The 18,232-nt window shown below is 38.3% G+C and carries 7 protein-coding genes and 1 tRNA gene; 5 read left to right on the top strand and 3 right to left on the bottom strand.

The window, feature by feature from the left end:
• Window positions 1-237 precede the first annotated feature (237 nt).
• The 3 genes from ACFIKY_RS07230 to ACFIKY_RS07220 all read right to left on the bottom strand — a co-directional run bounded on the left by ACFIKY_RS07230 (window position 238) and on the right by ACFIKY_RS07220 (window position 13,961).
• The gene (locus ACFIKY_RS07230) at window positions 238-3,039 is read right to left on the bottom strand and encodes an autotransporter outer membrane beta-barrel domain-containing protein (protein ID WP_375661599.1); all 2,802 of its coding nucleotides are present in this window, start codon (window positions 3,037-3,039) and stop codon (window positions 238-240) included.
• 1,170 nt (window positions 3,040-4,209) lie between these two features.
• Window positions 4,210-7,338, bottom strand: a complete 3,129-nt coding sequence (locus ACFIKY_RS07225; RefSeq protein WP_375661598.1) for an autotransporter outer membrane beta-barrel domain-containing protein — start codon at window positions 7,336-7,338, stop codon at window positions 4,210-4,212.
• Window positions 7,339-8,012: 674 nt separating this feature from the next.
• Window positions 8,013-13,961 carry an autotransporter outer membrane beta-barrel domain-containing protein gene (locus ACFIKY_RS07220; protein WP_375661597.1) on the bottom strand — a complete coding sequence of 1,983 codons (5,949 nt, stop codon included), beginning with the start codon at window positions 13,959-13,961 and terminating at the stop codon, window positions 8,013-8,015.
• Window positions 13,962-14,158: 197 nt separating this feature from the next.
• On the opposite strand from ACFIKY_RS07220, the gene ACFIKY_RS07215 reads away from it, so the two are divergent.
• The 5 genes from ACFIKY_RS07215 to ACFIKY_RS07195 all read left to right on the top strand — a co-directional run bounded on the left by ACFIKY_RS07215 (window position 14,159) and on the right by ACFIKY_RS07195 (window position 18,003).
• On the top strand, window positions 14,159-15,109 hold the full coding sequence (locus tag ACFIKY_RS07215; RefSeq protein ID WP_375661596.1) for a siderophore ABC transporter substrate-binding protein: 951 nt from the start codon (window positions 14,159-14,161) through the stop codon (window positions 15,107-15,109).
• Window positions 15,110-15,211: 102 nt separating this feature from the next.
• Window positions 15,212-16,168 (top strand): ABC transporter permease, encoded by a 957-nt coding sequence (locus tag ACFIKY_RS07210; RefSeq protein WP_375636427.1) that lies wholly within the window; start codon window positions 15,212-15,214, stop codon window positions 16,166-16,168.
• Window positions 16,161-17,111, top strand: a complete 951-nt coding sequence (locus tag ACFIKY_RS07205; RefSeq protein WP_375661595.1) for an iron chelate uptake ABC transporter family permease subunit — start codon at window positions 16,161-16,163, stop codon at window positions 17,109-17,111. Before ACFIKY_RS07210 ends, ACFIKY_RS07205 begins: the two co-directional genes overlap by 8 nt.
• Window positions 17,108-17,866, top strand: coding sequence for an ABC transporter ATP-binding protein (locus tag ACFIKY_RS07200; RefSeq protein ID WP_375661594.1), 759 nt, complete (start codon window positions 17,108-17,110; stop codon window positions 17,864-17,866). The genes ACFIKY_RS07205 and ACFIKY_RS07200 overlap by 4 nt, the downstream gene beginning before the upstream one ends.
• Before the next feature lie 63 nt (window positions 17,867-17,929).
• Window positions 17,930-18,003, top strand: a tRNA-Gln gene (locus ACFIKY_RS07195).
• The last annotated feature ends 229 nt before the right edge of the window (window positions 18,004-18,232 follow it).

Genomic DNA, 18,232 nt, shown 5'->3' with positions numbered 1-18,232 from the left:
TCCACCCCAAAGCGGTGATTTAAAGAGAATTTAATAAAAATACACTAAAGGAAGAAAAACAGCATAAGAAGCAAGAACAGCAAACCAGAAAGCCTTATCTCGTTTCTAAAAAGAAACAAACTTACTCATGCAAAAAACATTTTTTAAAAAAGCTTATTTTAAAAGTTACAAACAAATAATAAAAAACCACAAGCTATGCTTGTGGCTTTTTAAACAACTTACCCCAAGATGATCATTCTAAAAACGGTAGCGCAATCCACCAGAAAAACTGATTCCGGAAAAACCACCTTTGCTCAACTTATGCTGATAAACCAAGTCACCATGAAGCGCAACTTTTTGAGACAAGCGAGCATTAAGCCCTAATCCAGCCTCTAGAGAAGAACCAAAAGCCCCTAACTGGAAAGAATCTTTAAAGCGCACAGCTCTTTCTTTGCCAAAATCATGGGCAAAATGAATCTTTCCATAGAAAGAAACATCACGATCTTTTTCAGACGCAGTCAGGGTCTTCATCAAACGACCACCCATACGTACCATCAATTGATCCAGTTTACCCATCTCAATATTAAAATTATCAATATCACGAGCCTCATTAAATTGAAGATGTTGATAAACAACCTGAACCTGTGGATCAAAAACAACACCTTCATATCCTGTGGCAATTTTCTGACCACTCATCAAGGAAACACTTAAAGGGTTACCCTTCAATGTTGCAGTCTTACCCCGAGCAGTTGTCAGAACATCTCCCTTAAACAGACCATAGGATAAAAGACCATCAACATAGAATCCTACATCATGCTGCATACTGCCATATACTGTAGCAGTCCATTTATCAAATGTACTTTTTTGGCTTTGTGCAACATCTTGAGGCTGTAGAGAAAGCTTTCCATAAGACCCCATAACCCCAAAGGATATAGTACTGTCAACATTCTCAACAGTTTGTAGCAAAACACCTGTCTCTAGCGCATAGTACCCTAGATCCCCTCCATAACCATATTCAAGCGCAGATAAATCTGAAACATAACGATAACTCCCACCATAGCCACGCAAAAATGAAGCAGGATTTTCACGAATTTCCAACATTCCACCCAAATTAGTCCGTACTGTCTCCAACTGCTTGTTTTGATTGCTAATATCTATCAAACCTACATGGAACAAACTATTTGGCAAAAGGAGATAAGTTGGTACCTGAGGAACAACAGATCTTACACCTCGTCCAGATGAGGGAACATTTTTAATTTTAGAAAGACTATCCACAGAAGATGCTGAAACAACATCCACAGAAGACGCTGGCACAACACCCGCAGAAGACACCGGAACAACATCCGCAGAAGATTCTGGAACAATATCCTCAAAAGAAGCATGTGCAGGAGGTGTACGTTTAGAAACCATAGGAGTTTCTCTATAATCAGTAGTTTGAACATATTCATTTTCTAAACGAAAATTCCAAAATGCGCCTCCATTCAAAGCAAACCTCTGTTTAACATGCTCCTCCTCTCCAGTAGCACTTGGACCATAAGAACGAAGTACATATTTATAAGGCGCGCCATCCAATGCAACATACTGCCCATTCAGTTGAAAAGAGTCATACGATGCATCTCCATAAACTTGAATAATTGAAACACTATGCGCTTTTTCGTTTTTTCCTTTTAAACCTCCAGCAACCCCTTGTATATGGACTATGGTTTTTCCCCAAACATCACCATGAATGAGAAGCCGATCCGTTACCTGATTACCACTTGTATCACTAGGATTTAAACATGCATTCAAATGAACCCAAGAACCACTACCAGCCTGATAAACAAGACCTTTTCCTTTTCCAATATAAAGCGTTTGATATGTATGATCAGTACTGGACTTTGGTTTTTTAAAAATAATAGAACTATTAGAAAGATCTACCGATGAAATAAACGAAACATCTCTATAATGAGGATTTTGTAATTTTTTATGTCTTGGTTGTAATAAAACCCACTGTGAATTATTTTTCAATTTAAGGTCAACTTTAGAACTATTATCAACCTGAGTTTGACCGACAAGTGCAGAGTCATCAGCAACAACCTTTATAGAAGAGTGACGATCAGCCTTCAGCAACAAATCTCCAAAAAGCTTTGTTTCCTTTAAAAATATTTTAGACTTTCCAGATTGACTGCTATAAAGAGCTATACTATCTGGAACAACAAAACGCGTTTTTCTCAAATCAACGCGCAATGCTTCCCCCTCTGACGAACCACCTGATGTTGCCTTACCTTCAAAATGCATACCATAAAATGCATTACCTTTCACTGTAATATTGGAATCTCCAATATTAATCTGAGAACCTTTATTTCCCTGCAATAAAAGCCCATGAGCATCAGTAACATCAACAGAACCTTTCATAAACTCAACATAACCATCTTCAAATATGTGAAAAGCTGCTTGACGACCTGTATCCAGCCCTTGATCATCCTTACCAGTACTCCCCTTGCCGGTAATAGAAACACCCTCTAAAATAAAATACCCTTTTTCTCCTGCTTTAACCCCAACACTCCCTAGCCTAATTTGCGTATTCGTTAAATCAACTCTACTTTGAGATTTTCCTTCTGCAACAGCCCCCACTTTGATTGCATCAATTGATCCACCAGATATTGTGAGGGAGCCACCTTGAGCTTCCACCCCCACTAAAACGCCACTCAACGTAGAATCGCTCAGAGAGACTCTTGCCTGTTCTGATGCCTTTACTCCATATTTCCAAAAAATCTTTTCCGAATTATTCTTTTCATCCAAAATACCCTTAACAGTTATATTCTTGCCTCCAATAATTGTACCTTTCTTAGACGCCTCTATGGCTCCATAAACACCATTAATATTTTTATTCGTTAGTGAATAAACTTTATTATTAATTTCGTGCTCTCCACCATCAGAACACTGATAAAATGCTGCATTCTGATCACATGAAGACTGCTTTTTTCCAGAGGAAACTTGAGATTCAGCATTGTGTGCAAAAAAAAGACATGCTGTTGTAAAAGTACATAAAGAGAAACGATTTTTAAATAGATTTACCATAATTACACCATAATTCTGCCCCATCATAGAGCAATGCATAACGTATCAAGAGATTTAACCAGGAAATTTAATACGTTTTGGTTTAAAAATAGGAAGTCTATTAATATTTTTTGTGTTTTATGTAAATATGGAATTAAAAAATTACTCAAAAATACAATCTAAATCTTTTGCTTTTACAAAAAAATTGCAAAAATATAACTGAAGAACGACAGAAAAATCACCTTTAAAATTGTTATTCAAAAATAGCCTTAATCGGTTGACATGCATCAAAAACGCCTACTTTAACTGCTGTCTCCCCCCCCCAGAACGGACATAATAAACATCCTTACGATAGAGATGTTATATTGAAACAATATGTACTTTGTAAGCAGACAAAACATATGCCAAAATTGAAAAACAAGAGTTTACATATACCTTTTTAGACAATCTTCATGGCAAGACAGCCTAATAAAGAGTAGGAACGTGTAAAAATCAGTTCCTATTTTTACTATCTCCTTTTAATTCAACTTGACAATATTCAAAAACATTCAGAGCCATATTTTAAAAAGTGAAGATGACACATGACTTTATCTTTTTATTTATGCATTTAAAGAAAACACATTTTCCAAAAACAATATGTCATTATGTTTCTCATTCATCAGTTTTCTCAGATAACTCTCATTTTTTCCATCCCCATTTCACAACAACAGCGGATATAATATAAAGTTCATCAGATATAGCCCTCATTGCGCTTGAGTATCTTCTTTTCCTTTGCCAATTTCTAATATTGTAAATCCTCTCCTCCTAAGGTAATTTCCAAAATTATATTGACTCCTTTCTCAGACAATTATCCACTTGCCAATCTTACATAATATGCAAAGGAATGCTTTTTATGGGTTCATCATAAGAGCATTGAAAATATTTCCGCATTCTGAATTAAAAAATATCTTTATCAATCGGCATATAATAAATAATATAATAATCACTCTGAAATACGCGTTTTGAAACCATAACGTACAAACTCTTCAAACTTTTCAAAAAAATGAAAGAAGTCCAACCCAAAAGCATATTAAAGATATGCGAAGTTACACTCTCGTAAAAAAGCTATAACACAAAATGAATAGAGAATGAGAAAAAGCCACAAGTTATACTTGTGGCTTTTTCAAAGATTAATCAGAAACAGCAACAACTCTAGAAATGATAACGCAAACCACCAGAGAAACTAGTTCCAGAAAAACCAGCTTTCGTTAGCTTGTGCTGATAAACCAAATCACCGTAAAGCGCAAAGTTTTGAGACAATTGGGCATTAAAACCTAATCCGGTTTCTAACGAAGAACCAAAAGAGCCTAGCTGAAAAGCATCTTTAAAATGCACAAATTGTTTTCCTTCAAAACCGTGAGCAAGATGAAGCTTGCCATAGAAAGAGACAACTTGAGCCTTATCAGTTGCGACCAGCCTCTTTGTTAAACGCCCTCCAACACGCCCTATCCACTGATGAAGCTTTCCCAGCTCAATATCAAAGCCATCCACATCAGGCACTTTATTAAATTGAAGATATTGATAAACAACTTGAACTTGCGGATCAAAAACAAAACCGTCCTCCCCCACCATAAACGTTTTACCAGCAGTCAATGAAGCGCTTAAAGGATTTCCCTTTAATGTTGCCGTCTTGCCACGTGCAGTTGTTAGAACATCACCTTTAAACAAACCGTAAGACACAAGACCATCAACGTAAAAACCCGCATCATGCTGCATACCACCGTATGCTGTAACTGACCATTTATCAAATGTACTTTTTTGACTCTGCTCAACATTCAAAGGTTGCAAAGAAAATCTCTCGTAGGCCCCGATAATTCCAAAAGAAGTGGAACCATACATATTTTCGATTGCTTTCAGCAAAACACCTGCCTCTATGGCATTATAATCAAGCTCGCCGCCATAACCATATTCAAGCGCGGAAAGATTTGAAGTATAACGATGATTGCCGCCATAACCGCTCACAAAAAAGAAAGGATTTTCACGACTTTCTAATAAACCCCCAGAAGGAATTCGTAAAGCTTCTAATCGCTTATTTTGATTGCTCACATTCATCAAACCAATATGGCGTAAGGCATTAGGCAAAAGGAGATAAGTCGGAACCTGCGGAACAACAGCCTTAACTCCCGGCTTAGGATGAGGCTCCGGAGAAGGTTCTGGTCCTGGAATTGGGTCAGGAAAAGGCTTCGGAGCAGGATCTGGTTTAGGTTTAACATCAGAATCTATAGATCTACTTTCAAGGCGAAAATCCCAAAATTCTCCGTTCCCTTCAACTAATCTTTGATCCATGTTTGCTTTTCCTAAATGAGACCTTGGACCATAACTATAAAGCTTATACTGATAAGGTAATTTATCTAATGCTACATAACCACCTTCCAACTGAAAAGAATCTTGCTCTGCTTGTCCAGAAACCTGAATGACTGAAATACCTTCATCATTTCCTCCCCTTCCCGTGTATCCTCCTGGACTTCCTGAAACCCCATGCACTTGGAGCTTTGTTTTTCCCGAAACATCACCATGAATTAAAACACGATCAGTCTTTTGATGATCAAGAGCACCACCACTATTCAAGTATGTATTAAGGGAAATAGAGGCACCGTCCCGTGCTCTATAAACTTCACCCTTTCCCTTTCCAATACGAAGGGTTTGATAATCATCAGCAGAAGAAGATTCATGTCTTTTAAAATTAATAGAGCTCTCACCCATAAGACTAACGAGTGAAATAGAAGAATCATGGGCAGCCTCATGTTGATCTTTTTTCAACGGTTGTTGTAAAATCCATTTAGAACGGCCTCCCAAATAAAGTTCGGCATTAGAATTTTTATCAACATGTGTGCGACCTTCAAGAGTAGAAGCATCAGCCAAAACTGTTATAGAAGCACCTTCCTCAGCTTTTAATAAAAAATTCCCTGAACGAAGAGTGCTGTGCACCAACCCCACCGCACCAGAAATAATGTTTCTACCATAAAGAGCCGCATCGTCTAAAACAGAAAACTCTGTTTTATCCAAATTAACAACTTCTAATCGTGGTAAAGCTTTTTCTTCCTCTGATGAAATTTCTTCTTTTTTATCCCCACCTTCACTCCATGGCTTCTCTCCCCGCAAATAGATACCATAAGATCCCTTACCCTTTACAGTAACAGAAGAGGATTTCATATTAACTTCAGTCACAGGAATCTTTGAATCAGAATCTTCATTTGATAAATCTTTAACTTCCTGCAGAGGAATAGAATTGACTGTATTTTCTAATAATATGCCATGGACATCCATAGCACGAATAGTCGTACCCTCTAAATTAACCACCCCCCCTAAATCCGTATGCACAACCGCACGATCCTTACCTTTGTCACCTTTCCCAGTAATTTTAACATTCTCGAGATTTACTTTTCCACCTAACGTCGAAGAAACCCCATGGCTGTTCATAAAATCAACTGATCCACCTGACATCCAAATTTCTGAATGATCATAACTTAAAAGACTCGCATTCCCATTAGCGGTCTTAATTTCTGTATCTTCTAAAAGAACAAACGAGTTCTCTGCTGCATCAACACCCTCATGACTTTCCTTAATCTTTCCATTTTTTACCTCAATCACGCCATCACTCGCACGAAGGGCTATAACTGTATTTTTGATAATCGGATCTTCCAAAACAATCTTACCGTTCTCTAATACATGCACCCCCATTAGAAAAGTTTTATCAGCAACTTGACTACTAACCGCTACATCCTTCGCACTAACCCTTGTGCCTATTCCTTTCACCGTTATAGCGGTGGGATTATCAGGATAATTGGAAACGTTCTCATTCGTAATTTTATAAGATTTATTATCAATTTTAGGCTCCTCTTTAGGATCCCCGCAATTATCGCATATATAATACAACCCATTATAGTAATAAAACCTAGGACTCACACCTCTTCCATCAGAGTCTGCATCTTTAACAGAGTTATCTACATTATCCTTACGCCCAATCTCTCCATCCACTCCACTCAGCTTACGATAATCGCTCCCCCCACGAATACCCTCATCGTTATTGCGAACAGGAATCATATTAGGAGGATAATAATTATCCCCACTCTCTCCCCTAAAAGGAGGCTTATACGCATTACTTCCACCAAGATGAGAACCAGAAATAACACGAATACCTTTAATCGGAGTAACAGTTATAACATAAGGTTTACCGACCTCCTCTGTAGCCGCATAAACTTCTCTTCCATTTTGAAACAAAGAGAGGATAGCTGTTGTACAAGCACACAAACATAGATGATTTCTAAAAACTTTAATCATAGTTCCCTCGAAACTTTTCTTCCCCTCTCATTAAAAATAAAAGCACCTGCAAAACATCCCATTGCACACCTCAAAACACGAAAAGTGTAACAAAAAGAACATGCCTCATGCTCATCTGAACTGTGCAATGAATTACCCCAATAGATTTGGCAGAAGCTCTACGCCAAAACTACCTATAAGAGAATAATAAACAATCACACTTTATAAGTGTATAATGCATTCTGTATTTCGTGTAAAGAAAAAATAAAATCAGTGCGTGCAATTAATTAAAAAAACAACTAAACCTTGTGAACTTTAAAAATTAATCCACAAGGAGATAAATAAAACAATGAGTTAAATCAGTGGAAAACAAACTCTCAAAAACGAGTTTTAGAAAACATCAAATATTATATTAGATAATATCAATCAGTACCAAAAAGGATAACCTAACGCATACTGGACTACTGAACGCTTAAAAAGCCGATAAAAGCGAAGCACTCTATCGTATCAGTAGCAGCATAAACTTTAAAAAATTCGCTTTAGCGTAGAAAAGTGCTCTCATGCATAAAACAAAACTATGTCTTTTTTGCTCAATCAAGAAGACGAAAAGCTTTTAAGAGCAACACAAGTTGCTACAAAGAAAAAAGGCAGCACAATGTGCTGCCTTTTTTAAAAAGTACATACTGTACCTTATATTAAAACTGATAACGCACTCCTCCGGAAAAACTTGTTCCCGAAAAACCAGCCTTATTAAGCTTATGTTGATAGAGAACGTCAGCATGTAGAGAGAACTGTGGCAACAATTTGGCATTAAAGCCTAATCCAGCCTCTAATGAAGAACCAAAAGCTCCTAACTTGAAAGCATCCTTGAAATGCACAGACTGTTTTCCTTCAAAACCATGAGCAAGATAAAGCTTACCATAGAAAGCAACAGCATTCACGCCTTCAGAGCCTGTAGGAGTCTTGGTTAAGCGTCCACCAACACGTGCCACCCACTGATCAAGGTTACCCATTTCAATATTAAAATTGTCAATATCACGGGCCTTATTAAACTGGAGATGTTGATACACAACTTGAACCTGCGGATCAAAGACAAAGCCCTTATATCCTGTCTCAATTGTCTGACCACCAGTTAAAGAAACACTCAAAGGATTACCTTTTAATGTTGCTGTCTTACCCCGTGCAAGAGTGAGAACATCACCTTTGAACAGACCATAGGATAAAAGACCATCGACATAGAAGCCAACATTATGCTGCATGCTACCATATACCGTAGCAGTCCATTTATCAAATGCACTCTTCTTACTTTGCTCAACATTCAAAGGCTGCAGAGAAAGTTTTCCATAAGTTCCCATAACACCAAAGGATATAGTGCTATCAGAGCTTTCAATAGTTTGCAGCAGAACACCTGCCTCTACACCATGATAGTCAAGATCACCTCCGTAACCATATTCAAGCGTGGACAGATCCGAAGCATAACGGTAATTTCCACCATAGCCGCGCAAGTATAAAGCAGGATTTTCACGAATCTCTACCATTCCATTAGAAGTCATCCGCAATGTGTCCAACTGCTTGTTTTGATTACTGATATCCATCAAACCAGCGTGGAATACACTATTAGGCAAGACAAGATAAGTTGGAACCTGTGGAACAACAGACCTTACAAATTGTTCAGAAAGGGCAGCAGATCTCATAGACTTAACATACTGATTTTCTAGACGGAAGTTCCAAAACTCTCCACCATCCTTAACAAACTTCTGCTGAACATGCTCCTGTTTCGAAGTCGCTTTTGGAGCATAAGCACGAAGAGTGTATTTGTAAGGTGAGTTGCTCAGTGCAACATAATTGCCATCGAGTTCGAAAGAATCTTTCTTCGCTTGACCATAGACCTGAATAACTGAAACACTGTGAGCAATCTTTCCATTCGCTCTAGCATCTCCTACATTGCCCGCATCACCTCGTACATGTATTTTTGTTTTTCCAGAAACATCACCATGAATGACAAGTCGATCCGTTACTTGTTGATCACTCGGATCATGAGGATTTAAACGTGCATTGAGATGAATTACAGCATCACCCTGTGCCTCATAAACTGTGCCGTTCCCATTTCCAATATGGAGAGTCTGATATCTCCCTTCAGATTCGGAAGATCTAAAATCAATAGCACTATTTATAAGTCTCACAGAAGGAACGCATGAACCTACACATCCTAAATCTGGAGTACCCAAATTCTTCTGCGCACTTCTTTTAAGAACCCACCGTGAACTATTAGCCAAATCTAATTTTGCATAAGAACTTTTATCAACGCGAACATCGCCTGTAACAATAGAGCTATCAACCGAAACTGATATATTAGAATCATTTTCAGCCTTCAATAATAAGTCACCAGTAAGAGTTGTTTTATTTTCTAATAAAACATGACCACTAGAATTATTACCATAAATCGCTGTACCCTTTGCAACTTCAAAATCAGTTTTCTTCAACGAAACTGTCCCTGCTATGCCTATAGGTGTTTTCTTCTGTTCGGATACAGCGCTCCGCTTAACAACAATTGCTTTCTCAGTTGTTAAATCCTTACTTCGATTTTGTTGACTCGCTTCTTTCTGTATTACCCCATCAAAATATATGCCATAGGTTCCATCTCCTTCCACTCTAACAATAGAAGACTCAATATTCGCGTGATTCACGGTAGGACGAACCTCAGAAGATCTCTTCTTCCTAGAAGAACCCGTTTCAACCACATCATCACCCTTTATAACCCACAAAGCATGAGCATCAGTAACAACATTTCCATTCTTAAAATCAACAGAAGCATTATCACTCAACAGAAAAGCTGCGCGTGCAAAATTATCTACAGAATCTAATTTTTCTGCTGATTTTTTCACAGTAATGTCCACTTTATCTAACCTAACGCTTCCCCCAGCTTCTGACCTCACAGCCACTCCCTTTGCCAAAGTAATAGCTCCAGTATTCATTGTTATCTCACCAGCCTTACTCGCCAGACCAGCCGCAACCAAATCTCCCGTTACGTTAATTCTCGTATCCTTTAAATTAACAGATGATCCAGAACCAGCCAAAGCGCCCACATAAAGCGCATCAACTGTCCCACCAGTCATCTTAATCTTTCCGCCACTTTGCGCTTCAAGCCCAATCACAGAAGATTGGATTTTTGATTTCTTATCCAAAACAACTTCTCCATTGTCTTCTGCAAGCACAGCACTCACGCGCTTTGATGTAGCAAAATCAACATTATTTTCACTGTCAGAAAAATCTGCACCACTAATGATAGCTCCCTCTAACTTAATAACCGTATCCTGATTTTTTACATGCATAGGATGCTGAGTTTTATCACTTGCCTTCAACGTAAAGTTTTTTATCGTCCGCGATTTACCATCACTACACAAATAAGTAGTCAGTGATCTCTCTTCACCATTATTCATATCATCACATGTAGAAGAAATCGTTTCCTTAGAAGGAACATTTCCATTATCAGAACTACCAAGCATAAGAATACTCCCAGCAGATACATCAGAAAGCGCAACAGGTTTTGCGGAAGTCTCAGAAGTAGAAGGCTTCATGGAAGCTGCTGATTTTATAGGTGTCAGCATATTCGACACAGTATGATACTCAGATGTTCCAGAAACCCCATCTGCCGATATCACAGAAATCCTGCCTAGATCAGATCTCCCAAGTGAATCAGCTCCTGAAGGTATTAAAGTTACCGAATCTATAGATGAAGGAGATGAATTGGATAAAACAGGATATACGCTATGCCCAGATGCCTCAGATCTTACAAGATCAGTAGATGCGTCCCCCCCAAGTACAGTAGAAGTAACAGAAGACATAGTAGTAGGAGAAAGAAGAGGCGTTACAGCTTCAGATGCTTCACTCTCTACATCATAATATCCTTCATATCCACCGTCTGTATGATCTTCATCACCTGTCTCAGTTCTATGAGCTCCAGAATTCACACCAACCGTATCAGAAGTATTATGACCTACTATATCATTTTCTGCTTCATTCCGACTAACCGTTCGACTCGAATCAACAGCCTCCTCAGTTGTCGAGGAAGGCTCAACAGTCTGAGTAAGTCCATCTTCATCTGTTGTCACCATTAATCTATCTTCTGCTTCCGGTAATGAAGAAGATCTATCTGTACCTAGAGAATTCACATCAACTATATTATAATCACCATAACCTGTATCAGAATCATCGTAACCTACTATAGTATATTCCACTTCATTTGCATTCTGGCGAGAATATTCACTCACATCACCAGCAAGAAGATAAATACTCGTACGTCCATCACTTGTTACCAGTTCTTGACCATAACTTCCCCCAGGAACATCAGGAGTTCCAGATGGAAGACTTGTCCCTACAGAAGAATTACCTACCTCACTTCCCTCAGTTTCACGAGATTGCACGGAAGGAGTATTTGCATCCTCCCTCTTACTACTGCTGCCTAAGACAGGAAGAGAACTAGGCTCATAGGGCAAATTTTTATCTTCTAAACGAAAATCCCAAACATCTTTACCGCTCACAACCAAAGCCTCATCGAAATACTTCATCTCCGAAGAAGGCTTTGGACCGTAAGCACGAAGGACATACTGATAAGGTAAACCGCCTATCGTAACATACGCATCATTCAGCGTAAAAGAATCTTCCCTCGCCTCCCCATAAACCTGAATAATTGAAATACTCTGAGGTTTATAACCTTGGGCATCCTGACCTCGTTGAACATCACCATTTTGTCTAATTGGAAGCACATGCACCTTAGTTTGACCAGAAACATCACCATGAATTAAAAGCCTATCAGATAATCGAGATGCCTCTGATGCATCAGCTGGCACAGATGCACCGAAATAAATATGAGAATCCCAAGAAGCGGTGTAAACTGTGCCTTCCCCATTTCCTATACGAAGCAGTTGATGACTATGATTTTGTTGATTAGCATCATTTTGTAAAGGCAAAAACGAAATACTAGAATTGTCAAGTTTTACAAATGAAACACATGAATCCTCACAACTGCTATTATGCTTTCCAAATCTACTTTTCGTTAAATGCCACTTCGATCCATTGAACAAAAAAAGCTTACCCTGAGAACCTTTTTCAACATCAGCTTCACCTCTAACTATAGAATCATTAACAAAAACCGACACTTCAGAAGTAAATTTAGCATGTAAGAATGAATTACCATAAACATTCGATCCGCTATCTATAAGGACAGAGCCTCTCATATTATTACCTAAAATGACTGTACCATCTGGAACATTAAGAGTAGTGTTATGCAAAAGAACTACAGATTCCTTATTTTGTAATTGGTTACTTTTTTGGCTCTGTTCTGAATCATCAGTTTGATTATCAAAATATACGCCAACAGACCTTTCTCCACTCAAGTTAATAGTTGAAGATTTTATAGAAACCCCAACCCTAAAGTCCGCTTCAGCGGCTCCTTCTTCAGCGGCTCCTTCTTCAGCGGCTCTTTCTTCAGCGGTTCCTGCCCTTGTCTTTTTCCCTAAAATTTTGGGTATAAGATAGTTAACATAGTCTGAAGAAGCAAGAAACTCGGTACTGGGTTCATTTATCTCAATAGGCTTCACGCTTGTAGCATCATTTCTTCTATTATTCTTAGAATCTTTACCTTCATTGTCAAAGGCCCACACACCAATAGTATTTGAATGATTAATGTTTCCATTTTTAAAGGAAATAAAACCTGAATCTGTAGATAAAAGGCTAGTCAATTCCTGTGCTGCAGCGTTAGGTTTGCTTTCATTGAATGTAACACTAACATTATCTAGTTGAATGATTCCTCCGTTTTCTGCCACAACTACACTTACACCTATCGGTACAATAAGCTTCCCCAATTTCATATCTATTACTGATCCCTTGGCGACACGCAAACCAGTTGCATCATTATCTTGAAGATCATCTTCTTCATCTTTACTACCTAAACTCCACTGTTGTCCCGACACAATAATCTCTGTATTACGCAACATAATAAGTGATTCATTCACAGCCTCAGCACCCATAATTGCACTACGGATTAGCCCTCTTTCCATAACGATCTTTCCACCATATGAAGCGTAAAGCCCAGTGTCAAAATCACGACTCGATGAGTGTTCCAATTTAACCACTCCATCTTGTGATGCAAATACAGCGCTCCCATACTGCGGCATTGCATTCTGGTCAGCATTTGAAGCAGATCGATTCAGAAGAGATGAAGAGTACAATTTAACAATTGTCGGTTTAGTAGTTTTTGCTGATCCTCCAACAACAGCAAACCTTCCCACTGCTAAAGCATTAGCACCATTCTTTGTCACCATAACCGTACTATACTTCATTGAGTGTTCTGTTCCATCATTACAAACAACAGATGATAAAGGATCATTAAAACCTTTATAACTCGCTACATTACATACAGTGGCGCTACCCCCACCTTGGACAACGCCAGCACCAAGTCCACCAGCACCGCCAACGCCAGCGTTAGGGACACCAGCGCCAGCACCAACACCAGGGACGCCGCCAACGCCAGCACCACCAGGAACACCACCACTCGCTATCGAAGCATCAACACCTTGTAAAAGGAAAAGAGCACTCGCTGTCAGTGCGTACAGACTTGTACGCTTTTTAAATACATTGATCATATGTCAAACTTTCTAAATAATGTTGCAAAAACACTGGAATTAAGTGAAAATGAGGTAAGTGAACAATTTTTAACATATGTTGGTCAATTTTACAACATAGTGTTATTTATCTACGCTTCATTTTGTGCATAAAATACCAAAGTTAAGTTTTTAAGTGCGCAAACCCTTGTAATATTAGATAAAAGGATAAAATTACGATGATAAAATATATGAAACGGATGACTTCTGTTTTACTGATTGCAACCAGCTTTGCAACAGCTTTATGGACACAGACAAGTATTGCAAATACGAGTACTCAAACAAATGTAACAATTAATCATGTTTCAGGCACGACTCCTGTTCCCGCTTCTCCGCAAAAGGTTATTGTGTTTGATATTGCCTCTCTTGATAATATGAATCGCCTTGGTATCAAAGCGGTTATCGGTATTCCTGAAGGAAAAAAACCATCCTATCTGCAACAATTTGATGATGCAAAATATGAAAAAATTGGTACCCTTTTTGAACCCGATTATGAAAAAATTGCCACTCTTCAACCTGATTTGATTATCATTTCCTCCAGAACTCAAGCAAAATATAACGATTTATCCAAAATCGCTCCAACAATTGATCTAACTGTAGGAAATGAAAACTCTCTTGCAGATATTGAACGGAATGTGTCTATCCTTGGCAAAATTTTTGGCAAAGAAAAAGAAGCTGCAGCAGAAATTGCAAAACTAAATGAAACTTTAGCTGAAGTTCGTAAAAATACTAAAGGAAAAGGCCAAGGTCTTGTACTCATGACCTCTGGTGGAAAAATCAGTGCCTTAGGACCAAAATCACGTTTTGATATTTTGCATTCCGCTTTTGGAATTGCCCCAGCAACCGATAAACTCACTGTACAAAAACATGGACAGCTCATTTCTCCTGAATTTATTCTTGAGACAAATCCTGATTGGTTGTTGGTGATTGATCGGGATGCCGCAATTGGACGTGAAGGGCAATCTGCAGCACAATTGCTTAACAATGAGCTTGTTCACCGCACAACAGCAAGCAAACAAAATCAAATTATTTATTTGGACTCTTGGAGCTGGTATCGTGCAAGTGGTGGTTTAACGGGACTCATTGAAACCGCTAAGCAGATCAATGAAGCCTTTACAAAGAGCAAATAAGCGTACAAAAGAGCTTGCTTGCTATATAAATAAAATTTAAAAGCAGAGATTGTTTATTAAGCAGTCTTTGCTTTTTTAGGTTTTGTTAGAAAATGATTTAACGTGAAGAATTACTGGATAACCATAACACTTCTCATTCTCCTGTCTATCCTCAGCATTTTTGTTGGTTATTCTGATGTCACGCCTTCTGACCTTTTCGCAGCAGATCCCCATGCGTGGCTTATTTTTTGGCAAACACGTCTTCCTCGTACCATTGCAATCCTTTTAGTAGGTGCATCACTTGCACTTTCAGGTATGATTATGCAACTATTGACACGCAATCGCTTTGTCGAGCCATCAACCGCTGGAACTGTTGAATCTGCTTCCCTTGGCATTCTTTTCATTATGATTTTTCTGCCCGATATTTCTGTTTTAGGAAAAATGGTCGTTGCGACACTTTTTGCCATGACAGGCACTTTACTTTTTATGTTTTTATTGCGCCGCATTCCTCTAAAATCTGCTCTCATTGTACCCCTTACAGGGATTATGCTCAGCTATATTATTGGCTCTTTAACCAATGCCATTGCAGATTATGAAATGTTACTTCCCTCTCTTCAAGCTTACTTATTTGGCAGTTTTTCAATGGTTCTTGAAGGAAAATATGAGCTCTTATGGCTATCCCTTCCCCTTTGTATTCTCGCCTATTTCACTGCTGATCGCTTTACAGTTGCAAGTTTGGGAGAAGATTTAACCAATAACCTTGGATTGAATTATCGTGCTGTCATGTTTTTTGGTCTTTTTATTGTCGCCTCAATCACTGCTGTTGTTGTCTGTACAATTGGCCGTATTCCTTTTGTTGGACTCATTGTTCCCAACCTTGTGTCAAATTTCATGGGCGATAATATGCGCCGTACCGCTCCTTGGGTGGCCATCAGCGGTGCAGGATTGGTCTTAATTTGTGATCTTGTAGGACGAATAATTCATCCCTCTCTTGAAATTCCCATCAGCACTATGATGGGTGTAATCGGTAGTTTTATTTTTATGATACTGCTTTTACGCTGGAGAAAGCGTCTTGGATAGAAGAAAAAAAACAATATGTGTACTAACAACACTTATCATCATAGCATGTACTGTCATTAGTCTTTACATGACGTGGAATATCAATGTTTATACATGGACATTTCGTCTTACAAAACTTTCCTCTCTGCTTCTTATTGCCTATGCAATAAGCGTTTCTACGGTTTTATTTCAAACAATCGTTAATAACCGTCTTCTTACCCCTTCAATTATGGGATTTGATCAGCTTTATATTTTAATAAAGACTGTTCTGATATATTTTGTAGGCTCTCTTTCTTTGCCCTTTTTAAATGAAGAAGGACAACTCATTCTCGAAGCCCTCATTCTTATTCTTTTTTCAATAAGCCTTTTTCGCTGGCTCTTTTCAGGAAGCCTAAAAGGGCTTCATTTGACGCTTTTAATCGGTGTTGTTTTAGGCGGATTTTTTTTCAGTTTACGGATGTTTATGCAATTGCAACTAAATCCAGACCAAATGATGAATTTAACCGATATTATGTTTGCAAATTTTAATAAATTCAATACACCATTAATAAGCTTTGCCACAATCATTATCTTCATTGTGAGTCTGATTGGATGGCATTCCCGTCATCTTCTTGATATTTTAGCTTTGGGACGTGAAAATGCCCTCAATCTTGGCGTTAATTACCACAAAAGTGCGACAGCTGTCCTTATTTTTGTTTCCATTCTCGTATCCATTTCTACCGCATTAGTAGGCCCCGTCACCTTTTTTGGACTGTTAGTTGCCAACCTTTCCTATGAACTTTCTCCTCAAGCAAAACACTGTGTTGTTGTGCCGATTGCAATATTATTAGCGATTATTTGTTTGGTGGGAGGACAATTTATTTTAGAACAAATTTTTCACATGGCAGGACGTTTAAGTTTTATCATTGAATTTTGTGGGGGAATTGTTTTCTTAATGTTACTGATGAAGGGAAAACTAAAATGATTGAGATCAATCATCTTTCCAAGGCTTACGGAGCACGATTGATTATCGATAATTTATGCCTTCATCTTCCCAAAGGGGGGATTATTTCTCTCATTGGGCCAAATGGTTCGGGAAAATCAACTCTTTTAATGCTGATAAGACGTCTTTTGCCACACCATAATGGTACAATTCATATCGACGGCTTTGATATTGATAAAATGCCCCACGATATTTTGGCTCAAAAACTCTCAATTCTGCGTCAAGATAATCCTTTATCCTTCCGTTTAACCGTGTACGATTTAGTAAGTTTCGGACGCTATCCTTATTCAAAAGGCTGGTATACACATGAAGATAAACAATTTATCGACAGTTCGCTACGCTATCTCGGCTTACAAGATTTAAAAGACCGTTTTTTAGATGAGCTTTCTGGCGGTCAGCGTCAACGCGCTTTTATAGCCATGGTTATCTGCCAAGATACTGATTATCTTCTCTTAGATGAACCATTAAACAATCTGGACATGAAACATGCCGTTTCTATGATGAAGCAGTTACGCCGCACAGCTGATGAACTGAAAAAAACCATTCTTATTGTTATGCACGATATTAATTTTGCCTCATCTTATTCAGATATGATTGTTGCACTGAAAAATGGCAAAGCAGCCTATTGTGGAACTCCCAAAGAAATTATGCAACCAGAAATTCTTAAAGACATTTATGATGTTGATATTCAAATCAAAACAATCAATGACATTCCTATTGCTCTTTATTATCGATAATCTAAAGATTTTTTGCGCTTGCCTACACTGTAGAATCTGCTAGAGATGATAAAATTGGCTTATTGGGGAATAGTTTAATGGTAGAACAGCGGACTCTGACTCCGTCAATCTTGGTTCGAATCCAAGTTCCCCAGCCAGTGTCGCTGTATGTAGCTTGCCAGCTGTAGCTTGCCAGCGGGTTTTGTATATTTTGCCACTAGGTTTTGTACCAATTTATTTTTTCTCAAAGAGTTTTAAAGTGGTTCTCAAAGGATCTTCAAAGACCTTTCAAAGATCATTTAAAGCCTCTTTTTCTTTTCTGCTCAAAATCGCAATTTGAGATGATCAATCAAATTGACTGATGATTTTTCTGTATCCTAAGCACAT

Source organism: Bartonella sp. CR127HXZ (genome assembly GCF_042194555.1).
GTDB lineage: Bacteria > Pseudomonadota > Alphaproteobacteria > Rhizobiales > Rhizobiaceae > Bartonella > Bartonella grahamii.
The sequence above is the reverse complement of the archived record's forward strand: the minus strand, read 5'-3'. Positions and strand labels throughout refer to the sequence as shown.